Annotated in this window: 18 protein-coding genes, 2 pseudogenes and 1 other annotated feature; of the genes and pseudogenes, 13 read left to right on the forward strand and 7 right to left on the reverse strand. The window is 67.5% G+C overall.

Annotated elements, in window-relative coordinates; genetic code table 11:
• Window positions 1-68 precede the first annotated feature (68 nt).
• Both ACQE2J_RS10955 and ACQE2J_RS10960 read left to right on the forward strand, forming a co-directional pair.
• Window positions 69-590, forward strand: coding sequence for an HXXEE domain-containing protein (locus ACQE2J_RS10955; protein WP_127363288.1), 522 nt, complete (start codon window positions 69-71; stop codon window positions 588-590).
• A 51-nt stretch (window positions 591-641) separates the two neighbouring features.
• Window positions 642-1,016 carry a hypothetical protein gene (locus tag ACQE2J_RS10960; protein WP_426936325.1) on the forward strand — a complete coding sequence of 125 codons (375 nt, stop codon included), beginning with the start codon at window positions 642-644 and terminating at the stop codon, window positions 1,014-1,016.
• A gap of 15 nt (window positions 1,017-1,031) precedes the next feature.
• Here ACQE2J_RS10960 and ACQE2J_RS10965 read toward each other — a convergent pair.
• A protein-coding gene (locus ACQE2J_RS10965; protein ID WP_241155578.1) for an IS3 family transposase occupies window positions 1,032-2,278 on the reverse strand; the annotation gives its coding sequence in 2 pieces (ribosomal slippage) (window positions 1,032-1,993 and window positions 1,993-2,278; 1,248 coding nt in all).
• Window positions 1,872-2,000 (reverse strand) — a sequence feature (AL1L pseudoknot). Its footprint overlaps the gene before it by 129 nt.
• On the opposite strand from ACQE2J_RS10965, the gene ACQE2J_RS10970 reads away from it, so the two are divergent.
• Entirely contained in the window at window positions 2,277-2,978 is a 702-nt protein-coding gene (locus ACQE2J_RS10970) for a hypothetical protein (RefSeq protein ID WP_426936326.1), read from the forward strand. The two genes, ACQE2J_RS10965 and ACQE2J_RS10970, sit on opposite strands and share 2 nt — an antisense overlap.
• 45 nt (window positions 2,979-3,023) lie before the next feature.
• Here ACQE2J_RS10970 and ACQE2J_RS10975 read toward each other — a convergent pair whose 3' ends face one another.
• A complete protein-coding gene (locus ACQE2J_RS10975) occupies window positions 3,024-3,719 on the reverse strand; it encodes a B3/B4 domain-containing protein (RefSeq protein WP_127363290.1) in 696 nt (231 codons plus the stop codon).
• Between the two features lie 104 nt (window positions 3,720-3,823).
• Between ACQE2J_RS10975 and ACQE2J_RS10980 the strand changes: the two genes are divergently transcribed.
• On the forward strand, window positions 3,824-5,218 hold the full coding sequence (locus tag ACQE2J_RS10980; protein ID WP_114306101.1) for a PLP-dependent aminotransferase family protein: 1,395 nt from the start codon (window positions 3,824-3,826) through the stop codon (window positions 5,216-5,218).
• 12 nt (window positions 5,219-5,230) lie between these two features.
• On the opposite strand, the gene ACQE2J_RS10985 is transcribed toward ACQE2J_RS10980, so the two are convergent.
• Both ACQE2J_RS10985 and ACQE2J_RS10990 read right to left on the reverse strand, forming a co-directional pair.
• The gene (locus ACQE2J_RS10985) at window positions 5,231-5,851 is read right to left on the reverse strand and encodes a LysE family translocator (protein WP_127363292.1); all 621 of its coding nucleotides are present in this window, start codon (window positions 5,849-5,851) and stop codon (window positions 5,231-5,233) included.
• Window positions 5,852-6,031: 180 nt separating this feature from the next.
• On the reverse strand, window positions 6,032-6,841 hold the full coding sequence (locus ACQE2J_RS10990) for an aminotransferase class IV family protein (RefSeq protein ID WP_019158396.1): 810 nt from the start codon (window positions 6,839-6,841) through the stop codon (window positions 6,032-6,034).
• A gap of 25 nt (window positions 6,842-6,866) precedes the next feature.
• On the opposite strand from ACQE2J_RS10990, the gene ACQE2J_RS10995 reads away from it, so the two are divergent.
• The 5 genes and pseudogenes from ACQE2J_RS10995 to ACQE2J_RS11015 all read left to right on the forward strand — a co-directional run bounded on the left by ACQE2J_RS10995 (window position 6,867) and on the right by ACQE2J_RS11015 (window position 11,679).
• Window positions 6,867-7,259, forward strand: a complete 393-nt coding sequence (locus ACQE2J_RS10995; protein ID WP_208649189.1) for a MerR family transcriptional regulator — start codon at window positions 6,867-6,869, stop codon at window positions 7,257-7,259.
• A gap of 174 nt (window positions 7,260-7,433) precedes the next feature.
• Window positions 7,434-9,110, forward strand: a pseudogene (gene mobF / locus ACQE2J_RS11000) (MobF family relaxase); the annotation flags it as partial.
• Between the two features lie 235 nt (window positions 9,111-9,345).
• On the forward strand, window positions 9,346-9,903 hold the full coding sequence (locus ACQE2J_RS11005; protein WP_426936327.1) for a TetR/AcrR family transcriptional regulator: 558 nt from the start codon (window positions 9,346-9,348) through the stop codon (window positions 9,901-9,903).
• On the forward strand, window positions 9,903-10,886 hold the full coding sequence (locus tag ACQE2J_RS11010) for an SDR family NAD(P)-dependent oxidoreductase (RefSeq protein WP_426936328.1): 984 nt from the start codon (window positions 9,903-9,905) through the stop codon (window positions 10,884-10,886). The genes ACQE2J_RS11005 and ACQE2J_RS11010 overlap by 1 nt, the downstream gene beginning before the upstream one ends.
• Window positions 10,855-11,679 carry an SDR family NAD(P)-dependent oxidoreductase gene (locus ACQE2J_RS11015; protein ID WP_426936329.1) on the forward strand — a complete coding sequence of 275 codons (825 nt, stop codon included), beginning with the start codon at window positions 10,855-10,857 and terminating at the stop codon, window positions 11,677-11,679. The genes ACQE2J_RS11010 and ACQE2J_RS11015 overlap by 32 nt, the downstream gene beginning before the upstream one ends.
• 89 nt (window positions 11,680-11,768) lie before the next feature.
• Here the strand turns inward: ACQE2J_RS11015 and mobF (ACQE2J_RS11020) are convergent, their stop codons facing one another.
• Together mobF (ACQE2J_RS11020) and ACQE2J_RS11025 are read right to left on the reverse strand one after the other, a co-directional pair.
• The gene (gene mobF / locus ACQE2J_RS11020) at window positions 11,769-15,224 is read right to left on the reverse strand and encodes a MobF family relaxase (protein ID WP_426936330.1); all 3,456 of its coding nucleotides are present in this window, start codon (window positions 15,222-15,224) and stop codon (window positions 11,769-11,771) included.
• 94 nt (window positions 15,225-15,318) lie between these two features.
• On the reverse strand, window positions 15,319-16,293 hold the full coding sequence (locus tag ACQE2J_RS11025; protein ID WP_426936331.1) for a helix-turn-helix transcriptional regulator: 975 nt from the start codon (window positions 16,291-16,293) through the stop codon (window positions 15,319-15,321).
• 86 nt (window positions 16,294-16,379) lie between these two features.
• On the opposite strand from ACQE2J_RS11025, the gene ACQE2J_RS11030 reads away from it, so the two are divergent.
• On the forward strand, window positions 16,380-16,745 hold the full coding sequence (locus ACQE2J_RS11030; RefSeq protein WP_426936332.1) for a VOC family protein: 366 nt from the start codon (window positions 16,380-16,382) through the stop codon (window positions 16,743-16,745).
• Between the two features lie 269 nt (window positions 16,746-17,014).
• The gene (locus ACQE2J_RS11035) at window positions 17,015-17,881 is read left to right on the forward strand and encodes an exopolyphosphatase (RefSeq protein ID WP_426936333.1); all 867 of its coding nucleotides are present in this window, start codon (window positions 17,015-17,017) and stop codon (window positions 17,879-17,881) included.
• A 361-nt stretch (window positions 17,882-18,242) separates the two neighbouring features.
• On the opposite strand, the gene ACQE2J_RS11040 is transcribed toward ACQE2J_RS11035, so the two are convergent.
• Window positions 18,243-19,730 carry a recombinase family protein gene (locus tag ACQE2J_RS11040; RefSeq protein ID WP_426936334.1) on the reverse strand — a complete coding sequence of 496 codons (1,488 nt, stop codon included), beginning with the start codon at window positions 19,728-19,730 and terminating at the stop codon, window positions 18,243-18,245.
• Window positions 19,731-19,783: 53 nt separating this feature from the next.
• Here ACQE2J_RS11040 and ACQE2J_RS11045 point away from each other — a divergent pair.
• A pseudogene (locus ACQE2J_RS11045) lies at window positions 19,784-20,662 on the forward strand (AAA family ATPase); the annotation flags it as partial.
• 58 nt (window positions 20,663-20,720) lie between these two features.
• Window positions 20,721-22,295 carry a recombinase family protein gene (locus ACQE2J_RS11050; RefSeq protein WP_426936335.1) on the forward strand — a complete coding sequence of 525 codons (1,575 nt, stop codon included), beginning with the start codon at window positions 20,721-20,723 and terminating at the stop codon, window positions 22,293-22,295.
• Window positions 22,296-22,413: the final 118 nt, after the last annotated feature.

The following is a 22,413-nucleotide window of genomic DNA, read 5'->3' on the forward strand; positions in this document are numbered from 1 at the left end:
TCCTCCCGTCACCGACAGACTACGCTTCGTAGCGTATCGGCTCACGAGCACTGGGCGGTGGCGCCGGTATGAGCCTGGACCTGATCGTGTGGATCAGCGTGGCGCTGTTCCTGGTGCACGAGTTCGAGGAGATCGTCACCATCCGTCCCTGGCTCTCCCGGCACCGCGACGACCCGCGTGCTCGACGCCAGGTGTTCTGGTCGTTCCGGAACACCAGCACCTCGATCATCGCGGCGATGATCTTCGAGGAGTACGTCATCTTCGCCGTCATCGCTTTCACGGTCGTGCTCATTGAGCAGCCGGCGGTGTTCGCCGGGCTGATGATCCCGTACACGCTGCACCTGGTCTCGCACATCGCCGAGGCGATCCGACTGGGGATGCGCACCCCGTCCGTGCTCAGTTCCGCGATCACCCTGCCCTGGTGTCTCTACGCCATCGTCGAGCTCATCCGGCAGGCGCAGGCGCCGCTCGCGGTCGGCGCCTGGACGGTCGTGTTCACCGTGGTGATCGCGGCGAACTTCGCCCTGATCTACCGGCTCCGCCCCGCCCTCGAACGCCGCCTGACCGAACACCCGCCCGCCGGCGAATAGCCGCCCGGAGCCGGGGTTCCCATCTTCTTCCGATCTGAAAGGTCACCGCTCATGTCTGCATCCAGTCCACTACTGCGTTCGCCCTGGAGACTTGTGGCCGTCCTCGCCGCCGGCGCATCCGTGCTCGCGGCGGTGATCGCGCTCGCGTTCACCTGGACGTCGGTGAACGCCGAACCCCGCAACATCCCCGTCGGCATCGTCGCCACCGACTCCCAGTACAAGTCGGCCAGCAGCCAAGTCGGCACCGACGCGATCACCCTGCACCGAGTAACGGATCGGGCGAGCGCGCTCGAACAGATCGAACAGCGCGACCTCTACGGCGCGATCATCCTCGAAGGCGACCCGGAGGTCGTCATCGCGTCCGCGGCGAGCCCAGTCATCGGGCAGGCACTCACCGACCTGGCGCCGACGCTCGAAGGGGTCTGAATCGCCCCGGGTTTGTTAGAGGCTCGCAAGTGCCGCGTCGGCGGGTGCCGGTGCGGGGTGGTTGTGATGGTAGGTGTCCTCGAGCTCGACGGGCGGGATCATTCCGATCTCGCCGTGCAGACGCCGGTGGTTGAACCAGTCGATGTACTCTGCGGTCGCGATCTCGAGGTCGTCGATGTTCTTCCAGGGCCCGCGGTTGCGGACCAGTTCGGCCTTGAACAGCGAGTTGAAGGCCTCGGCCAGGGCATTGTCATACGAGTCGCCGGTGGAGCCGACCGAGGCGACCGCGCCGGCCTCGGCAAGTCGCTCGGTGTAGCGGATGGCGACGTATTGAACGCCCTTATCGCTGTGATGCGTGAGCCCGGTGACGGACTGGCCTGCGTGATCGCGGGCCCAGATGCCCATCTCCAACGCGTCCAGCGCAAGATCTGTCCGCAGCGATTTCGACAGCTGCCAGCCGACCACGCGGCGGGAGAACACGTCGATGATGAACGCGGCATACACCCAGCCGGCGAAGGTTCGGCAGTAGGTGATGTCCGCGACCCACAACTGGTTCGGAGCGGTGGCCGTGAAGTCTCGTTCGACCAGGTCAGGACGAGAATCCGGACCGCGACCGGAGATCGTGGTGCGCGGGCCTTTGGACCGGCTGATCCCACGTAGCCCAGCGACGCGCATGAGTCGCTCGACCGTGCAGCGCGCCACCGAGATGCCCTCCCGCCGCAACTGCGCATGGACCTTCTTTGCCCCGTAGACGCTGAAGTTCGCGGAGTGGACCCGGCCGATATCGACCAGTAACTCCTCGTCACGCAGTGCTCGCTTCGAGGGCGGGCGGGCCGTGCTCGCGTAGTACGTGCTCGGCGCGATCTGCGTGCCCGCTGCGGTTAGCGTCCGACAGATCGGCTCGACGCCGAACTCATGCTTGTGCTGGTCTATGTACTCCACGATCAACGCTGTGGGCGGTCGAGCTCCGCCGCGAAAAAAGCCGACGCCGACCTCAGGATCGAGTTCGCCCGGCGCAGCTCACGTACTTCCTTCTCCAGCTCGATCAAGCGCTGGGACTCGCTAGTCGTGGTTCCGGGACGGTATCCCTCGTCGACCTCCGCCTGCACGACCCAATTCCTCAGAGTCTCGGGATTGATCCCGAGCTGCTCGCCCACACGACGGAACGTGCCCGACCTCGTCGATGGATCCAGTCGCGCCTGAACAGCCATCCTCGTGGCTCTCTCCCGAAGCTCGTCCGGGTACTTCCTCGGTGCTGCCATGCTCCTCATCCTCCCGTGGATTCAGAGCCTCCACCAGACCCGGGGCGATTCAGTCCACCCCGGCGACGCACCCGTGGCGATCACCGACATTGCACCGTGGCAGGCCGGTGACCCCGCAGGGGCCGGTTTTGCGGCGGCTGGGTTCCCGGTCGTGCTCACCGGGTTCCTCGGCGGCGTGTTCATCAGCTTCCTCATCCACGGCCGCACCCGCCGCCTCACCACCGCCCTCGCATACTCCGCCGTCGTCGCCGTCCTGCTCACCGTCGTGTTCCAGCCGATCTTGGGCATCCTGCACGGAAACCCGCTGCTCAACGCGGTCACGATCGCCCTGACCGCGCTGTCGGGCACCGGGATCATCGCCGGCCTGAACACGCTGCTCGGCCGTCTCGGGCTGCCGCTCGGGGTGTTCTTCCTGCTACTGCTCGCCAACCCGCTCTCCGGGTTCGCGATGCCCGCCGCGTTCTATCCGGCCCCGTGGGGCGAGATCGGGCAGTGGCTCGCCCCCGGGGCAGCGGCGACTCTGCTGAAAGCACACAGCTACTTCCCGCACCAAGACATCCACACGGCCTGGATCACCCTCGCAGCCTGGGCGGCGATCGGGGTGCTCCTGCTCCTGTCCAGGCACGGGCACGCGCTCGTCCGCCCCGCCCCGGTCGTCGCGCCCGTTGATCCCGCTGCTTCCGCGGGTTCGGTGCGATAGCCATCCATGCCTACGGTGTTGCGACCCAAGGTGGATCAGATGCCGTCAGTCCGCCGGAAACCATGGCCACTGCGTGGTGAGCATCGCACTACGCGGGGCACCTCCCCAGAGGTCGCCAAGGTGGGCGGCCAGCGTCGCGAGCAGGGCCGGCACGTCATGGTCGGCGCCGTCGTGGAAGGCTTCAACGACGATGAGGACTTCGCGGGTGGTGTCGCGGATCGCGGAGGTCGCGCTCTGCCGGTTGGTCCAGCGTCGCGCGTGCGCCCGGCCGACGTCGTCGGCGAAGACGACCTCGCCAGCGGCGGGATGCTCGACCTCACCGGAGAACGTCTCGTATCGTTCCGCGCCGTCGGCGGGCCGCACAGTGAGGTCACCGTCGATGCGGCCGGTATCGAAGACGGCGATCGGGATCGCGGTGCTGGCCGAGAGGTGGTTGCACAGATCGACCAGCGGATGGATCTGCGGCAGGGAGTCGTCTTTGTGGAGGCGTCGCAGCAGCGCTTCCGACGCGCACCGGTACTGGGTGGGCTTCAGCCCCATCGCGGAGAACGCCTGCCGCCACGCCCGCACCTCGGGAAACTCACTCACCGGCTTTTGCTCCAGCCGCGCCAGCGTACTGTCTCGGAAGGGCTCGATCAGCTCCTGCACGTCCACGTTCGCAGTGATGCCGCTGGCGCTGATGACCCCGGCGACGAGCGTCGGGTGCGCCTCCCAAATGGCCGGCGCGTGATGAAACCGCATACGAGCACATGCTCCCTTCCTGCCGGAACCGCCCGGCACGCTCCATCCTCCCGACCGCATGGACTGCCTGATAGAGCCAAACGGGTCGTAGGATCGTGTACCAAATGATTGGCTCCGACTTCCTCAACCTCGACCCGGCGACCGCGCCGCCGCGAGGCCGGACGGCCTGGCTGACCCAGCAGCTCCGCACCGCGATCACCGACGGCACGCTCGCCCCCGGCACACGCCTGCCGGCCAGCCGGGTACTCGCCGGCGAGCTCTCCGTCGCGCGCGGCACGGTGGTGGAGGCCTACCGGCGCCTGGGCGAAGAAGGCCTGCTGGTGACCAACCACGGGGGCGGCACCGAAGTCGCCGCACTCGCCGCCACCTCCGCATCACTGCCCAACCCTGAGCCGGACGAGCCGACACCGAAGGAACTGCTCAACATCTCCGCGGGCGTACCCGACCTGAGCGGGTTCCCGCGAGCGGCGTGGCTGCGCGCGGAGCGGCGCGTCCTCACCACCGCCACCGCAGCAGAGCTCGGCTACGCCGACCCGCAGGGCACCCCCAGGCTGCGCACCGCCCTCGCCAACTGGCTGGCCCGCAGCCGCGGCATCACCGCCGGCCCGGAGCAGATCATCGTCACCGCCGGCGTCACCGGAGCGCTCAGCCTCCTCGCCCAGGTGCTGCGCGACCAAGGCATCACCGACTGCGCCATCGAAGATCCCGGCGCCGACGGCAACCGCCGCATCCTCGACTACTGGCTCGACACCCTCCACCCGATCCCCGTTGACAGTGCGGGGCTCGATGTCACGGCGCTCGCACGTACCGACGCCCGTGCGGTGCTGGTGACCCCGGCGCATCAGTTCCCGACCGGCGTCGTGCTCGCTCCGGACAGACGCCGAGAACTCCTCGCCTGGGCCGAGGCACGCGGCGGGTTGGTGGTCGAGGACGACTACGACTCCGAGTACCGCTACGACCGCACCCCGGTGCGCGCCCTGCACGCCGCAGCCCCCGAGCGCGTCGTGCACATCTCGAGCCTGTCCAAAGTGCTCGCCCCGGCGCTGCGGATCGGGTGGATGATCGCGCCCACCGACTTGCACGACGACCTGGTCCGCAAGCGCTGGGCTACCGACCTCGGCTCGCCCGCCCTGCCGCAGCTCGCCCTCGCCGACCTCATCGACAGCGGCACGCTGGAGCGGCACCTACGCAGCCTGCGCCTCAGGCACAGGGAACGCCGCGACGCCGCTGTGGCTGCGATCCGCCGCTACCTTCTCGGTTGCCGGATCGAGGGCGTCGCCGCCGGCCTCCACCTGCTCGTCCGACTCCCCGAACACGTGGATGACACGATGCTCGCCGCGCGAGCCGAGGAGGCAGGCTTTGCCGTGCAGCCGCTCTCCGCTCATCGCATCAGCCCGGGCCCGCCGGGGCTGATCATCGGTTACGGCCCGCACCCGCCGCCGCGCCTGGAAGCAGCCCTCCAGACACTCGGAGCCATCGGCCGCTTCACACCGGCATGAGACCGTCATCCGCTACTGACGTGTGAACGCGAGGATCACTGCCAGCACCACGAACGAGGCGGAGAACACCCGGCCGGTCCAGCGCATCGCGACCGGGCGGCCCACCACATACCGCCGCAGCCACGCGGCGCAGGCGCCGTAGACGGTGAAGATCACCAGCGTGATCGCCATGAACACCAGACCGAGCCAGGCCATGCGCAGCACCGCACCCTCCGCGGTGGTGTCCACGAACATCGGCAGGAACACGAAGAAGAACACTGTCAGCTTCGGGTTCAACAGGTTCACCAGCACCGCGCCGCTGATCACCCTCGCCGCCGACCTGCTTCTTTCGGATTCTTCGCCAGAGTCTGGGGCGAGGATGCCGGTCTGCTGCCAGGTGCCCCACGCCATGTACAGCAGATACGCCACACCCAGCCACTTGATTGCCTCGAACGCGACCGGGCTCGCCGCGATCACCGCGGCCGCCCCGGTCAGCGCCAGCACCAGGTGCGGCACGATCCCCAGCGTGCACCCCAGCGCCGCAACGAGCCCGGCCCGCGTACCGCGCCCGAGACCCGCCGCGATCGTGAACAACGCTCCCGTGCCCGGCGTCGCCGTCACCACGATCGACGCGATCCAGAACTCGACACCCACCCGCCCAGACTGCCGCGCAACTTGGATCACAACACAGATCCAAGTCTGCGCTGATCTACTAGACCAATCGTTGGCGGGGCTGCGTGGGCGAGAGAGCGTAGGCAGCCATCGAGTCGCGATGCTAGGCCGCGAGCGGCACCCCGTGCAGGCGCAAAAGTAGTTGCCTCTACGCCTAGGCTGTCACTTCAGGCGGTCGCGGTTTTCTGTGGTGTATGCCTTGTTGAGAAGTCTCATGAACTTCGAATCTTGAGCCATCGACTGGTCGCCGATGAGCGACACTGCTATTCCGGGTGTCCATGAGTTCATCACGACTGCCGAGAGTCTTTCACTGAGGTCCGCTGTGTGGATGGTGCGGGTCTGTTGCGGTACGCCCAGTCGGTGTAGGCGGCGCGCAAGTATCTGCATGGTCACTCCCGGCAGGTACTCGGCTTCCGGCCAGATGACCGACTCGCCATCCCAGAATGCGAGGTTCCAGATCGTCGCCTCACTCAATCTGCCGGCCGAGTCCTCGAATGCTGCGTCATCGAAACCTCGCTCGATGGCCTGACGGAGAAAGAAGGTCTTGCTGACTTCGCCGACATGCTTCACCTGCGACAGGTGCCGCTCATGCCGCACGATATCCAGGGCAAGAGGACCGGCAGGAGCAACTGCGGGGTCGGTGACTTTTACGAGCACATCGAGTTTGGGGCTTTCGCCTGCGGGGGCGAATTCGCCAGGCCGGGAGGTGATGAAGCAGGTCACCGATGCGTCCGTTGCTTCGGAGGCTTCGACAGCCGTCCGAAGGTAGTCGGCGATTCGCTCATCGGGAAGATGCTGTCCAAAGAGCGTGTCGCTGGCTTGACGCAGACGCGCGAGGTGGAGATCGAGGCCCGGCACGGAGTAGTCGCGCATCTGCATCGCGGTGAAGTGGGCATACCCCGCGAAGGATAGTGGAGCAAGGTCCGAGACGGTTGCGGGGTTACCATTGAGGTGAGTGATCTGAAGGGTCATGAGATGACCGTAGGAGTTGACGCTAGTGGCAGAGGCAAGTCAAGACCGTGCGCGGCTGCTCCGCGTCGGCGATCTGGCGGCCCGCACCGGCGCGACTCCAAGGATGCTGCGGTATTACGAGAACCAGGGGCTTATCGAAGCCGAACGTTCTTCGTCGGGGCAGCGACTGTTCGACCCGGCCGTGGCTGGTCAAGTTCGTCATATCAGGACGCTGCTGGCAGCGGGGCTTCCTACTCGGGCGATCAACGAACTGCTCGACTGCATCCATGACTCGGACCGTCTGGAACCATGCGCGGTTCCCTTACTCGTGGAACACCTGCACGACTATGACGCGCAGATCGCTGAACTGGTCAGCACCCGAGACACCCTCCAAGGCCTGATCGACTCCTCGACACCAAGAGAGCATCAATCCGTCTAGCCGCTCAGAAGCCAATAGCAGGCGAACCACGGACGCATACTGCATCAAGAGACAGGTCTCAGCGGAGTTCGGTACTTTCCACCAAGTACTACATGGAGGAGAGAACGCCGCCCGGACGTACGCCCCACTCCGCCGCGTGGCTGCGCGGTTCACCTGGTCTGCATGACGGTCTCGATGCGGGTGATGAGCGCGGGCGACGGGTACAAGTACCTGCTTCGCACGATCGCCGCCGCCGACGGTGATCGTTCCCTCTCGACCCCGTTGACGAGGTACTACACGGAGGAAGGCACACCACCGGGCACTTGGATGGGGGCGGCTCTGCACGGTCTCGGCGACGGGCAGATCGCGTTCGGCGATGAGGTGTCGGAGTCGCAGTTGCAGTTGCTGATCGGGATGGGCCGCGACCCGGTCAGCGGCGACCCGCTCGGGCGGGCTTTCCCGAGGTATGTCTCGGTCGCGGATCGGATTGAGAAGCGCGTCGCCGACCTCGACTCCGAGTTAGGGATGGGTGAGCGGGCGGAGCAGATCAGCCTGATCGAGGCCGAGGAGACCGAGAGTGGCAACCGTCGGGCGGTCGCGGGGTTCGACTACACGTTCTCGGTGCCGAAATCGGTCTCCGTGCTCTGGGGCGTCGCCGACGCCGGCACGCAGGCGCTGATCGCGCAGGCACATCATGACGCGGTGGCTCAGGTGGTGGAGTTCATGGAGCGGGAGGTCGCCGCGACCCGCAGCGGGTACACCGCCGCCGATGGCGCGGTCGCCCAGGTCGAGGTGACCGGGCTGATCGCCACGGCGTTCGATCACTACGACAGCCGCTCCGGCGACCCGCAGCTGCACACCCACGTCGTGATCTCCAACAAGGTCCAGACCGCGTTGGACGGACGCTGGCGGTCGCTGGACGGGCGCCCCATGCACGCGGCGGTCGTCGCGCTCTCGGAGCATTACAACGCGGTCCTGGCCGACCGCCTCACCGGCACGCTCGGCGTGGAGTGGGAGGCGCGGGATCGGGGCCGGGACCGTAACCCGGCGTGGGAGATCACCGGGGTCAGCGAGGAGCTGATCGAGGAGTTCTCCTCCCGCGCCCGCGATATCGATGCCGAGGCCGACCGGCTCATCGCCGCCTACACGACTGAGCATGGCCGCCGGCCCTCGGCGCGGACGATCGTGCGCCTGCGCGCCCAGGCCACCCTCGCCACCCGCCCCGAGAAGCAGGTCCACTCCCTCGCGGACCTGACGAGCGGCTGGCGCGACCGGGCCGGGCGTCTGCTGGGTGAGGACGCGACCGGCTGGGCCGGCAATGTCCTCGCGGAGGCGCAGCAGGTGCGGCCGTTGCGGGCTGATGATGTGCCGTTGGAGGTGATCTCCGAGCTCGGGCAGGCGGTTGTCGAGGTCGTCGGCGAGAAACGCTCGACCTGGCGGCGATGGAACCTGCACTCCGAGGCGAGCAGGCAGTCGATGGCATGGCGATTCGCGACTGCGAGCGACCGGGAGGCGATCGTGGGGATGATCGCCGATGCCGCCGAGCAGGCCTCGCTGCGGCTGACGCCGCCCGAGCTCGCCACCAGCCCGGCCGCGTTCCGCCGCCCGGACGGCACCAGCGTGTTCCGGCCCCGCCACTCGACCGTGTTCTCCTCGACGGTACTGCTGGAGGCCGAAGACCGTCTCCTGGAACACTCCCGCACACTGACCGGCCCGATGGTCGAGGTCGAGACGGTCGAGAAGATCACCGCGAAGCCCGACCGGGAAGGGCACCTGCTCGGCGATGACCAGGCCGCAGCGCTCACCCAGATCGCAGTCTCCGGGAGGGTTCTCGACGTGCTGGTCGGCCCGGCAGGTGCCGGGAATACCACATGTCGGGTTTGACACCACTCTGAAAGTGCACCTGCCGGGCGGGGTGCTTCCTTCGTCCTGCTGTCCTGCTGTCCGGCCGTCGCCGTCTCGCTTGCGCATCCAGCGATTCGCCCGCTAGATTATGAAATGAAGTCGTTTTGTATCTATGGGCGAGGGGTGGGTCGTGGTGCAGGGTGAAGACAAACAGGTCAGGTCGCGGGGTCGGCCGGTCAATGCTGAACTCACTCCCGCGATCATGGACGCGGTGCTGTCGTTGCTCGCGGACGAGGGGTATGCCCGGTTGACCACTGCTCTGGTTGCGAAGCGTGCCGGAGTCTCGACCGCGACGCTGTACCGGCGGTGGCCGTCGAAGCGTGATCTGCTGCTCTCGGCGGCGGAACAGATCGCTGAGTCTGAGTCGGCGGACATAGACACCGGCTCGACCGAGGGTGATCTGCGGGAGTTGTTCGCGCACAAGCGGCGGGTGCTTTCCGGCAGGATCGGGGCGACCCTGGTCGCACTGGTGGGCGAGTCCGCCCACGATCCCGAACTCGCGGCCATCGTGCGGGCGAGCATCTTCGACCCGACACGTGAGCACTTGGCCACGATCCTCGACCGCGCACGGGCGCGTTGCGAGCAGATGAGTGCCGATGCCACTGCGGCCGCGCATATCGTGGTCGGCTCGATTCTCGCCCGTGTCGCGTTCGCCAGCACCGAGAGCGATGGCGGGCTGTTCACCGAGAGCGATGTGGTGCTGCTGGTGCAGGCCATCGCGGGGCCTCGGGATCAGCACAGCGGCGGGACGGGCCGCTGATGAGCGTGGAACAGACCGTCGTGATGACCGGGGCGAGCCGGGGTATCGGCCGGATCGCAGCGAGGCAGATGCTCGCTGCGCAGCCGGAGACTCATCTTGTCCTGCTCAGCCGGAACGATCCGCGCGACCTCGTGGACGAGTTGAAGGCTCACGGCGGCAGCGTCTCGGTCGTCCGCGTCGATCTGTCCTCATTGCAGAGCGTGGCTGATGCGACCGATGCCGTGCTCGACCTTGTGTGCTCTGGTGGTCTGCCGCCGATCCGTGGACTGGTGTGCAACGCCGGGGTGCAGCACACTAACGCGCGCACCGAGACGGTCGACGGGTTCGAGTCGACGTTCGCGGTCAACGTGCTCGCCAACCATGTCCTGGTGCGCAGGCTCCATCACCGTCTGCATCCGCAGGCGCGGGTCGTGGTGACCGTCAGTGATACGCACTTCGGAGACTTCCGGCACAACCTCGGCATGGTGCCCGGCCCCAGGTGGCAGCCGGTCGAGACGCTGGCCCGCGTCGGCGCGTTCCGCGACCCATCGAGCACGAGGGCGGGGCGTACCGCGTACTCGACCAGCAAACTCGCCGCGATCTATCTCGTGCACGAGTGCGCTCGCCGCTTTCCGGCGACGTGGACGATCACTGGCTACAACCCTGGCTTCGTACCCGGCACCGATCTGGCCCGAGACGCCGATCCTGTCTCCCGCTTCGCGATGCGCTGGATCATGCCACTGATGACACTCACCCCCTTCGCAACGTCACCGGGCAAGGCTGGGAGCTTCCTCGCTGACGCGGCGCTCGGTGCTGTCGAGGCACCCAGTGGGGCCTACACCGACCGCCACAAGGTCGCGCGATCCTCGCCCGAGTCATACGACCCTGGGCGTGAGCAAGACACCTGGGAAGCCGTTGAAGCGCTCACCGCACGCTTCCTCCCTCCTGACGCGAACATGGAAAGGCGTGCCGATGCGCACCATCGTCATCACCGGAGCCAGTGACGGCATCGGCGCGGCAGCCGCCCGGCAACTCGCCGACACGGACGCTCGGCTCATCCTCATCGGGCGCTCGCCCGAGAAGACGCAGGCCGTCGCCGAAGCCACGGGCGCGGAGTACCACCTGGCCGACTTCACCAGGCTCGATGAGGTGCGCCGCCTCGCCCGGGTGCTGAACGAAAGTTGCAGCCGGATCGACGTGCTCGCGAACAACGCGGGCGGGATGTTCTCCGGCCCGGTGACCACGCCGGACGGTTTCGAGAAGACCTTCCAGGTCAACCACCTCGCGCCGTATCTGCTGACGCATCTGCTCATCGACAGACTGCTCGACAGCCGGGCGGCGGTAGTGAACACCTCCAGCATCGGGGCGCGCCTGTTCGGGAACATCGATCTGGACGATCTGAACAACTGGCAGGGGTTCACCCCGAACAAGGCCTACGGCGACGCGAAGCTGGCGAACATCCTCTTCACCAAAGGTCTCCACGAGCGCTTCCACGCACGCGGTCTGTCATCGGTGGCGTTCCATCCGGGCAACGTCGCGACGAACTTCGCCGCCGACACCGACAGTTACTTCCAGCGCGTCTACCACGGAGTGCTCAAGCGGTTCCTCATCTCCCCGCAGCAGGGCGGCGCACGGCTGCGCCACTTCATCGACGGCAAGCCAGGCGGTACCTGGGCTTCGGGCGAGTACTACGGAACGCCGAGGCGCATCGGGAGCACCAACCGGCAAGCCTCTGACCCGGAAATCGTGCGCGAGCACTGGCAGCGCAGCGCAGACATGCTCGACATCGGTTGGTGAACTGGTGGGTCGAGGGGCGTAGTTGCTTTTGCGCCCCACGGCATGCCATAGGCCAGTGACGACGGTTCCATCGGTTCGGAGCCTTGGGCCTATAGACCTCGTGCTGGCCCGTCGCGGCGTGGGGCGCTGCGGCGGGGCCCGTGCTCGAACGGGTCGAGCTGCCGTGCCCGCCACACGGCCCGCTGCCGGGTCTGCTCCTGCTCGGCGCGCTTGGCCTCGATGCGGCGGGCGGCATCGGTCACCGGGATGCTACGGAGTTCGTCTGCTTCGGCGCGGATCAGGGCGGCTCGCGTGCGGGCGTCGGCGACGTTTCGGTGCGGGTTGGTCGTGCGCATGCCGAACTGGTCGCGGCGAGCCTGGTCCGCTCCGAACTCGTTGACCAGCAACGTCATGCGCTCGTGCTGGTGTCGCTGGCTGGTCGCTTTCTGCTCGGCGTGCGCTGCCTGGACGGCGCGGTCAGCGTCGCTCACGCGAGGGTCGCCCTCGGCTTGTCGCGCTGCTGCCTGCGCGGCCCAGGCGGGGAGTGCTTCGGGGGCGCGGGGCGGCTCAACATCCCAGGCGTCGCGGACCTGGACCCGGACGGCGTGGGTCTGTCCGGTCGCGGTGCGGTGCTCGGCACGGGCCTTGCGCCTGCCGAATCGCCCGCTGGTCGCGACGCGCACGCTCGCGGCCGTCTCGGCAGCGATGGCGGCGAGGTAGGCCGTGCCGTCGTTCTCGGCCTGCACAACGAGCGTCTGGGCGACCTCGGCGCGCACCCGCTCGGCCTCCGCCTCGGCGGTCCGAAGCACGGTGGCGTTCTCGTCGTCCTCGACGCGGTGCGCAGCATGCTGGGCGTCAAAGCGCGCGGCAATCTGCTCCCACCTGTCCGCCTGCCGCTGGGCGCGCGCGGCCTCCTGGTCGAGCCGGGCGAGTTCGTCGGAGACAAGCCTGACCGGGCCATCCGCGACGAGGCCGTGCACGGCGTCGATGGCTTGCTGGGTGGCGTGGTCGAGTCCACGGTCTGCCGGGTCGCGTTCCATCGCCTCGATGAACTGCGCCCGCGCGTCCGTCAGGTCTTCGGCTACGACGTGCAGGCGGTTCTGTTCGCGGCCTCGGGTCATGCCGACGTAGACGCCTGCCGCGCTCGTCGCCTCACTGAGCATCGTGTGTGAGGCGTCTACGGTTGCGCCTTGGACGCCGTAGGCGGTCGCGGCATAGGACAAGTGCGCGTGCTCGGCCACGTACTCGCTCGGCAGGGCGACCCTCCGCAGGTGCTTCCGGTCGCTGCCGACCTCGCGAGCGTAGACCGTGCCGTCGTCAGCCACTTGCTGGACAACCCACTGTTGCCGGTTCGCCACTCCCAGCTCGCTGTTGTTCTTGCGGGTCTGGATGAGGTCACCGGCTCCGATGCTCAGCCCGTCGCTGCCGGTCGCGGTCGCGGTGTCGTCGACCTCGCCGCGCTCGACCTTCCCGGCGCGGATGCGCTCATTCAGCTCCGCCGCCTCGTCGTTCGTGGCAACCGTGATCGCCTCGCCGCCCCGCGCGTGCTCGGTGATGTGTGCGTGGGCTGTGTCGTCGTCGGCGTGCACGGTCACACGGTTCATGGCGGCGAGGCGGTCGAACACGTCGCCGGGGTGCTCCCGGTCCCGCATGGCGAGGGTGAGGGCCGCATACTCGGCATCGGAGAAGCGATGCAGCTCGGTCATGTCGTAGGTACGGCCCCTGATCTGCGCAGCCATGTCGAGCACCCCGCCGCGACCGACCGCGGGCAACTGGGCGCGGTCGCCCACGAGCGCGACCGTCGCGCCCGCTTCGGCGGCCACGGTCAGAAGGGCCTGAGCGGTGTCTTGGTCGAGCATTCCCGCCTCATCCACGATCACCCGCTCGCCCCGCGACAGCTGGATGTCTCTTGGCGGGTCGGTGTAGGTGTCGCCGGTTGCGGGGTCGGTGTCGCCGGGGTTGAGGCGTGCCCATACGCCGTCGTCGTTCCACCGCCACCCGTGCGCGTAGACCAGTGCGGCCACGGAGGTTGCGGGCACGCCGAGTTCCTGCTCGGCGACCTGCGCGGCACGCAACGTCGGGGCGACCACACGCGCACTGCGGCCGTGTTCTTCTGCAACCTGAGTGGCGGTGCGGAGCATCGTGGTCTTCCCGCTGCCCGCCGCGCCCTCCACGATCACAAGCGGATCAGTCGAGGCAACCGCGGCAGCCGCGACCGTCTGCCCGGTATCGAGCCCGGCTGCTTGTGCGGCACGGGTCACGTCGGGGTACTCCGGTTCCCGCTCTGGCACTGTGGCGGCGAGTTGGTCTCGCAGTGCGGTCTCGGCGGCGATCACGTTCAGGCTCGTCAGATGCGCGACATGCTCTGGCTGCACCATTTCCTCCGGGAGCACGGAGAAGCAATCCTTGGTTGCGAGGCCGGTTGCCAGGTCGATGAACTCCCGCAACTCGGCAGGGGTTGCCTGCACGCCTTGTTCGGTGGTGATGCGGGTGACGTGCTCGACCACGGTGTGCCGTGTCCACGTCGATGCCGCCGCCGCGCAGCGATCCAGCGCCCGGCTCGCGACCTGTTGCACCGCCAGGTCATCCAGCGATACCGCGGCGGGCGTCTCCCGCCGCTGCATACGGGCCGGGTCGTAACCGGCGTCGGTGAGTTCCTGCACCCACCACGCCTCGTCTTTGAGGTCGGCGGGCTTCTTGCCGGGCCGCTGATAGGCCCACGCCGTGTCCTGCATTCTCGCCGTCAATACGGGGCCGGGTGTCTCGCCGGGGTGCTCCGCCTGCCACTCGGCCACCATGCGGTCCAGGTTCCGCCTGATCTGCGCCGACCGCTTCGACATCACATGGTTGAACGGCTCCAACTCGGCCACCTCCCCGGACACCGGATCGACCGTCAGCCCGTGCTCCGCGAGGGTGTCGGCGAGCTGTGGGTGGGCGGCGATCACTGCGGCGCCGAGGGCGCGGATCGCGCCCTGCTGCTTGAACAAGGCCGCGGTGGTCAGTGCCCGCCACGCACCTGCGGCCCACACCCTGGTGCCGATCTGGAAGTGGATATGCCGGTGCGGATCACCAGCCCGCGAGGTCTTGTGCGTGATCGCGACGGTCTGCATGTGCTCGACCGGGAGGACTTCCTGCGCTCCGCGCGGCCCCGCCAGCGTGACCGAGTGTCGGCCGAGGAACCGCCGTATCTCCCCGGCCGCGTCCCGCTGCGCCACATCCAGCGCCTCCGACACTTCGGGGTGCAGAGCGGCGGCGACCGACAGGCTCTTGGGGGCGTTGATCGTCATCTCCGCGAACAATGGCGACCCCTTCCGAACCTCGCCGGGCGTGCGTGGGGTGCCCATTGACTCCCCGGTGACGGGGTTGATCCAGTCCACCCACCCCTCGTACTCATCCGCCGACAGCGACCGGGCGGCGGTGACTTCGCCCCTGGCGTCGATCACCGTATACTCGGCTACGGCGTTGTCCGCGCCGAGGTAGTACTCGTCGGCGCGGGAGCGGTCGGCCTCGACGTAGCGGCGGGCGGCAGCACCGCTGCCGCGGAACAAGAGCACGCCGCCCTTCATCCTGGCCTCCCTCATGAGTGGTCTCATGAGGGAGGTGTGCACGACGGCACCGCCGTAAAATGCGTGCATCGCTTTTGTTGTCAGCGAGGGCTGGTTATCTGCTGGCTGCGTCGCGATGGCGAGTGGCGATGGTGCGGGTGAGACTGGCGATGAGGGCGCGTGCTTCGGGAGGGTCTGTGACTTCGATCTTTTCGGCGAACTGAAGGAGCTGACGCACAGCGTCGAGTTGCTCGTAGCCGACGGTGATCTGCACCGAGGTTGAGACTTCTGTGGGTTCGACCGAAAGCAGACGGCTACCGAGGATACGGCGGGCCATGTCCTCGATCTTCGTGTCGAGAACTGCGGTCACGTAGATGTTGTGACGCTCTTCCAGGTTCGTGGCAAGGTTCGTTGCGAGGTCGGCGAGTGTCACGTCTGCGCGTATCTGCCGATCCTCGTCGAGCACGACCCAGGCGCGAAGCCGTGCGAGCGCGTACATCCGTGGTTCGCCTCGTACATCTGCGATGAGATACCAGCGTCCACCGCGGGAGAACACGCCATACGGGTCAACGAGCCGCTCGCGCGACCCAGGTGCTCCGCTGGCCCGGTAGTCGATGCGCAGCCGCTTGCCCCGTCTGACATCGCGGATGAGTGCAGCTACATCGGCAGAATCGTCACGGGTGAACCAGCCACGGTTGTCTATGGCGACGACTTCGTTGAGAGGGAGGAGACCGGCAGTCTTCCCGAACGCCCACGGTCTGCGTGCGGCGAGCTTCTGCGCAGCGGTGCGGGTGGCGGCTTCGATCCCGAGTTGTTTCGCCCGGGCGAGGTCCACGCCGATCAGTTCCAGCACCTCTGCCTCGCTCCCCGTGAGCCGGCTCAGATCTACTTCTGCACCAGGCAGCAGGGTGACGCCGCCGTAGCGTCCACGCTCGGCGATGACGGGGATGTCGGCGTCGGCCAGCGCCTCGACATCGCGCAGGATCGTGCGTCTGGACACGCCGAACTGTTCGGCAAGTTCGGCGGCCGTCATCTGATGGTTGGCCTGCAACGCGACCAGCATCGCGAGCAGTCGTTGCGGACGGTCCACGATGCTTCTCCAAAGGTGACATGGGATGTCTTCTATTGCTGCCAGTGTAGATGGCGCACCGTTCCCCGCCAACAAGGAGGCTTTTCATGAGTGCACCCAACCTGTTCCTGATCTACGTCACCGACACGGAGCGCTCGACCCGGTTCTACTCCGACCTGTTCGAGATCGAGCCTGTCTTCGTCGACCCCGCCTACGTCGCGTTCCAGGTCACCCCCGGAGTGCTGTTCGCGCTCTGGAGCCGCCATGGAGATTCCGTCACGCCCCAGACCCCGCGCTTGTCCGAACTCGGGCTGATGGTGCCGGGATCGGCTGAGGCGATCGACAGCCTCTACGCCAAGTGGAAGGGCAGCGGGCACAACGTGGTCGAGGACATCCACGACGATGTCTTCGGGCGCACCTTCGTGATCACCGACCCCGACGGCAACCTCATCCGGGTCAGCCCCGTCGACTGACGAGACACAGGCGGCGACGTCCACGAGCGCGTCGTCCGGCGTCCACCGGAGTCACGTGGACGCCGGACGACCCCGGCGCGCCTTCTAGCGAATCAATCAAGCGGATCACCGCATCAAGCCCGTCGCCAGCGGACGCGGGCTCGTCAGTAGCAGCTCCCGGCAAGGAGGTCTACCGCAGTAGCTGATCTGCCGATGAACGACTAGAGACCGGCCGATACCGGTCCTGGTCTGGGTGTTGATGGCGCACCTCCTTCGCGGGAGGCGCCACCGTGACCGAACACACCCCACCCGTCAGCGACGATGCTGCGGGATCGGCTGGCTCGGCCAGCCACGGATTCGAGAGCCCCGAAGGGCTGCGCGCCTTGTTGATCCGGCTGCATGAGGCCGGGCCTGGGGCCTGGCAGGACGACCGTGAAGCGGCGGAACTGATGCGATACGCCGCGGTGAGGTACCAGCGGCTGGCGCGCAGGTACGGGCTGGATGCCTGGGAGGTCGCTTCGATGGCGTTCGAGGTCATGCTCGCCCCCTCGACGCGGAACGCGGGGAATCCGTGGGCTGTGGTTACCCGCGCCGTGCAGATCAGTTGCGGCGTCGAGGTCCGGGCTGCTGGGCTGTTGGTGGCGACGAGCAAGGCGCGCCGCACGCCCAGGATCGCCGGGTTCCACGATGCTGTGCGGTTCGCTGACCGAGAGGGCCTGACCGATTACCACCCCGCGTTCGCCGTCACCCCGGACGATGATTATCCAGAGCCCGGTGAGGATGACGGGCCGGTCGCTGCCGTGCTGTCGGAGGTCGTGGCGCTGTTCGAGTTAGAGGGCTGGGACGCTGCCCTCGTGGCCGATTGCGTGGAGCATGTGGCCTATCGGCTGGCTGATCTGCCTTCGCGGTCCCGTGCGGTCGAGGTGCTGCGCCGCGACCGCACCATGCCGGTGCTGCTGGGCCTACCGCCACGATCATGGACCGCGTTGCTGCGGATCGTGCTGGGGCACCACGCACCGAAGCACACCGGCACCCCGACCGGCGACGGCGTGCTGCTGCGCCTGCTCAGCGGTGAACCGCCGGAGTGCCTGCGCGACGACGATGCTTTGAGAGGCGCGGTCTGCGCTGCCAGGCCCAACCCGACGGTTGAACGGTGAACCTCATCGGCGGCGCGGCCAGCACTGTGGGCGGCGTCGCATGGAGAGCGCCAGCCACGATAAGTAGCTACATATAGTGTTCTACATGGGATAAGACCACTATATGTTGTGGTTGAGGATGCGCACCTGTCAGGTATGACGACCACAGCAGCGCACAGCACCCCCGACATCTCTCTGACGCCCTCGGTTCGCGAGCGGCGGGGCTCGGCTCCGAGCGGTTTGCCGCCGGGGTTTGATCCGGTGGCGTGGACGCGGGATGCGTGTGAGCGTTCCGGCGTGCCGGTCGGGGTCACCGATCCTGTAGCGCTGGCCAAGCTCCGTGTCCTCACCCGCCCCGAGACCTGACCTCGCGCGGGGTGGGTCAGGCTTTGAAGGTGAGTTCGACGCGTTCGGGTCGGAACCTCGCCCCGCGCTTGCCGGGCTGTGCGGGTTTGACGATGAGGGTGTCGATGAGGGCGGCGATGATCGCTCGTTTCTGCGGGATCGACCACTCCTCATCCCACGCCGCCCGCAACGCGGTCTCGTCGCCGATGGGGATGCCCTTCAACGCCGACGACTTCGCGCCACGTCCCAGGACGAGTTCTGCGTTGCTGATCGTCGCGGTGGCGGCGGTCTTCGCGGCGTGCAGCTCGGTGCGGGAGAGCAGCCCGGCTCCGTAGTCGCGGGCCATGTCCTCCATGCGTTGCCGGGCGGCGGTGATCTGCTCCATCGCCGCGCTCACTCCCGCGTCCTGTCCGGGCTCGACGCTGGGCAGTGTGGTCGCGGCCAGGCGTGTGATCATGGCCTCGCTCACCAGGGTTTCGATCCCGTGTGCGGACACGACGAGCCCGCCACGCTCGGGCCTGCCGGGGAGTGGCAGGCAGCGGTAGAAGCGGCGCTTCCCGATAGACGTCTCGCCCCGGTGCAACCCCGACGAGACGAGCGTGTTCCCACACTTGGCGCAGGTAATCAGCCCCACCAGCAGACTTTTGGACGAGCGGCCCACCCGCCGGTCGGGATGGTTGAACACCGCCCGGATACGCGCCGTCTCTTCGGGGGTGATGATCGCTTCCCAGTTTCCCGGCCCCAGGATCGCGCGGTCGCGTCGTTCCCAGGTCGCTGTCGTCTTTGATGCTGGTTCGTAGGCTCGTTGCCCGGAGATACGCGCCGAGCACAGGATCGAGCCGACAGTGCTCTCGTGCCACACGTTCAACGCGCTCTTGCCCTTCGACGGCGGCACCGGCCCGCCGTCGCGGTTGAGCCACCTGGTGATCTGCCGCACCGACTGACCCGCGAGGAACCGGTCGGCCATCTCCCGGATCACCGCGGCCTCTTCTGGGATGAGGACGCCGCCGATGCCGTACCCGTACTTCGCTCCGCCGTGCCAGTCGCCGCGCTCGGCTTTCTGCTGGTTCGCACGCCGGATGCGGTCTGCTTTGTGCCCGGACTCGTAGGAGGCGATCGCGACGAGCTGACGGGCCATCAACCGTCCCTCGTGGGTGTTCAGATCGAACGCGCCGCCCTTGACCGTCTCGATCCGGATCGGGTGGGCTTCCACGAGGTCGATGAGGTCTTCCAGCTCGCGGGGACGGCGATAGAGGCGATCCACATGCCACGCCACGATCCTCGACGGCCCCAGCTTCACCCGCTCCAGCAAGTCGAGGTAGCCGGGGCGTTTCTTGCCCGAATAGGCCGAGATGTCGTTGTCCATGAACACCGCCGGATCGGCGATCCCGAGGCGGGCACATAGCTCCAGGCAGTCCTGGCGCTGCCGCTCCACCCCTGCCTCCGCACCGGTACGATCCTCACTGATACGCAGGTACACCACCACCTGCTCCGCCCCACTACTGCTTGCTTCTGCGCCGTCCATGACGACCTCCCTTGTTGCCTGGTAGGTACGCCGGTCAAACCCGACACGTCGACAAGACCACGGCGATGAACGCGCTGCGGCGGGCGTGGGAGAAGCAGCACGGCGCTGGTTCCGTGGTCGGGCTGGCCCCGTCGGCGGTCGCGGCCCAGGTCCTCGGCGATGATCTCGGGATCGCCACGGAGAACACGGCGAAATGGTGGCAGAACCACCTCACCCGCGGCGAGACCTTCCAGGCCGGCCAGTTGGTCATCATCGACGAAGCATCCCTGGCCGGCACCCTGTCGCTGGATCGCATCACCTCCCTGGCGGCGCAGGCGGGCGCGAAGGTGCTGCTGGTCGGCGACTACGGGCAACTCCAGTCCGTGGATGCCGGCGGGGCGTTCGGGATGCTCGTGGCCGACCGCCAGGATGATGCGCCGGAGCTGGTGGACGTGCATCGGTTCATCCACGAGTGGGAGAAGACCGCCTCCCTGGACCTGCGACATGGCCGCACCCGTGTGATCGACACCTACCTCAACCATCACCGCATCGCCGACGGGGACGGCGAGGAGATGATCGATGTCGCCTACGCCGCGTGGCGGGCCGACCGGGACGCCGGGCGGGTATCGGTGCTGATCGCCGAAACACGGGAGGACGTGACCGCGCTGAACGCCCGCGCCCGCGCCGACCTGATCCTCGAAGGCCGCATAACCCCGACCCGCGAAGTCGCCCTGGCCGAGGGCACCCGTGCCGGGGTCGGGGACACGATCATCACCCGCCGCAACGACCGCCGCCTGCGCACCGGCACCGGCCGGGATTGGGTGCGCAACGGTGAGACCTGGCGCATCACCGATGTGCGCGATGACGGGTCGATCACAATCCGCAAGCCCGGCCGCCGGTTCGGGCCGATCGTGCTCCCGGCGGACTACGTGGCCGAGCACGTCGACCTCGGCTAGCCGAGGTTCTGTAAACGCACCTACCCCTCATAGGAGTAGGAAGGTGCGCTGGAACATGGGCCAGAACAAGCAGGAACAGGCTACGGGTGCCGAGCGGTTGCGGGCGGTGGTGTATGTCCGAATCAGCGACGACCCGGAGGGCACGGAACGGGGTGTGGATCAGCAGGAGGCCGACTGCCGCACCTACGCCGAAGCACACGGCTGGGAAGTCGTCGCGGTGTTTCGCGAGAACGACACGTCTGCGTTCAAGCAGCGCACGATCACGCTCCCGTCTGGTGAGCGAGTACGGCGGGTGATCCGCCCGCAGTTCCGCGCCATGCTCACCCACCTCACCGGCGGGCAGGCGCAGGTGATGATCGCCTACGACCTGGACCGCGCCGTTCGCGACCCGCGCGACTTGGAGGACCTGATCGACGCGAAGGTGCTCGGTGGGTTCACTGTCCGTTCGGTGACGGGCTCGCTGCGGTTGGATACGGACTCTGATGTGGCGATGGCCAGGGTGCTGGTCGCGATGGCGAACAAGTCCTCCGCCGACACCGCCCGCCGTGTCGCACGGGCCGCGAAGCAGCAGGCCATCGAAGGCTCCTGGCACGGCGGGCGCGTGCCGTTCGGGTACCGCGCCGAGAACGGTGCCTTGGTGATTGACCCGGTGACGGGGCCGCTGGCGGTCGAGGCGATGCGGCGGGTGCTGGCCGGTGAGTCGTTGTATCGGATTCGGATCGACTGGAACGAGCGCGGCATCCTCACCACCCACGGGTGCGCGTGGTCGGATCGGACGCTGAAGCTGATGCTCCGCAACCCCTCCAATAAGGGCGTCCGAGAGTACCGGCCTGTGTTGCCGGACGGGAGCCGGGCGAAGACCTCGACGATGCAGGCGAAAGCGGCATGGCCCGCTCTGGTGGACGAGGACACTTGGCAGCAGGTTTCCGATGTCCTCGACGCGAGGAAGAAGGCCCGCAACTTCCATATCCCAGGTAGCGGGGCCGCTGTGCGGATGTATCCGTTCTCCGGGCTGATCCAGTGCTCGGGCTGCGGGCAGACGATGATTCATCGAGGTGACGTGTATCAGTGCATCCAGGCCACAAGGGGTGGGTGCAACCGTTCGATCCGCGCCACCGAAATCTCAAAACTCATTCAGGAGGCGGTGTTGGCGACGTTCGAGCAGATCACCCTCGACCCCACCCAACGCCACGCCTCCGGCCCTGACCAGGCGGCGCGGGTCGGGCTCGCGGCGACGCTCGACGCGGACCGGGCACGCCTCGCCCAACTCGATGACGACCACTACGACGGGCTGATCGACAAGGCCATGTGGGTACGACAGCGGGCGAGGATCGCGGAGCGGATCGAGCGCACTCGCCGCGAATACGCCGCTACAGCCCCCGAGCCGCATGCGGGGCTGGGTATCGACGTGACCACCGTCGCGGCGGAGTGGGAGGGGCGTACTCCGATGTGGCAGTACCAAGCGACGAGCCTGATCCTTCAAGCGGTCCTCATCCGCGCGCACCCGGCCGACATGATGACCGCCGTCCCCAAACGCCGCAACGAAACCTACGAGGCGTTCCACGCCCGCCGCGACGCTCACCGCGCTGACGTGCTCGCCCGCAGAGTCGAGTTCATCTGGCGCGCCTAACCTGCACCGTCTTCCGTGGCTTCGTTCGCTCGTTCTTGACCGGCGAACGTGCAGGCGCGCACAGACCTTCCTGATCCTCGACCATGACCCTCTTTGCGAATCGGGGTGCTTTGCACAG

The sequence above is a fragment of the Brevibacterium sp. LE-L genome, from assembly GCF_050214925.1.
GTDB lineage: Bacteria > Actinomycetota > Actinomycetes > Actinomycetales > Brevibacteriaceae > Brevibacterium.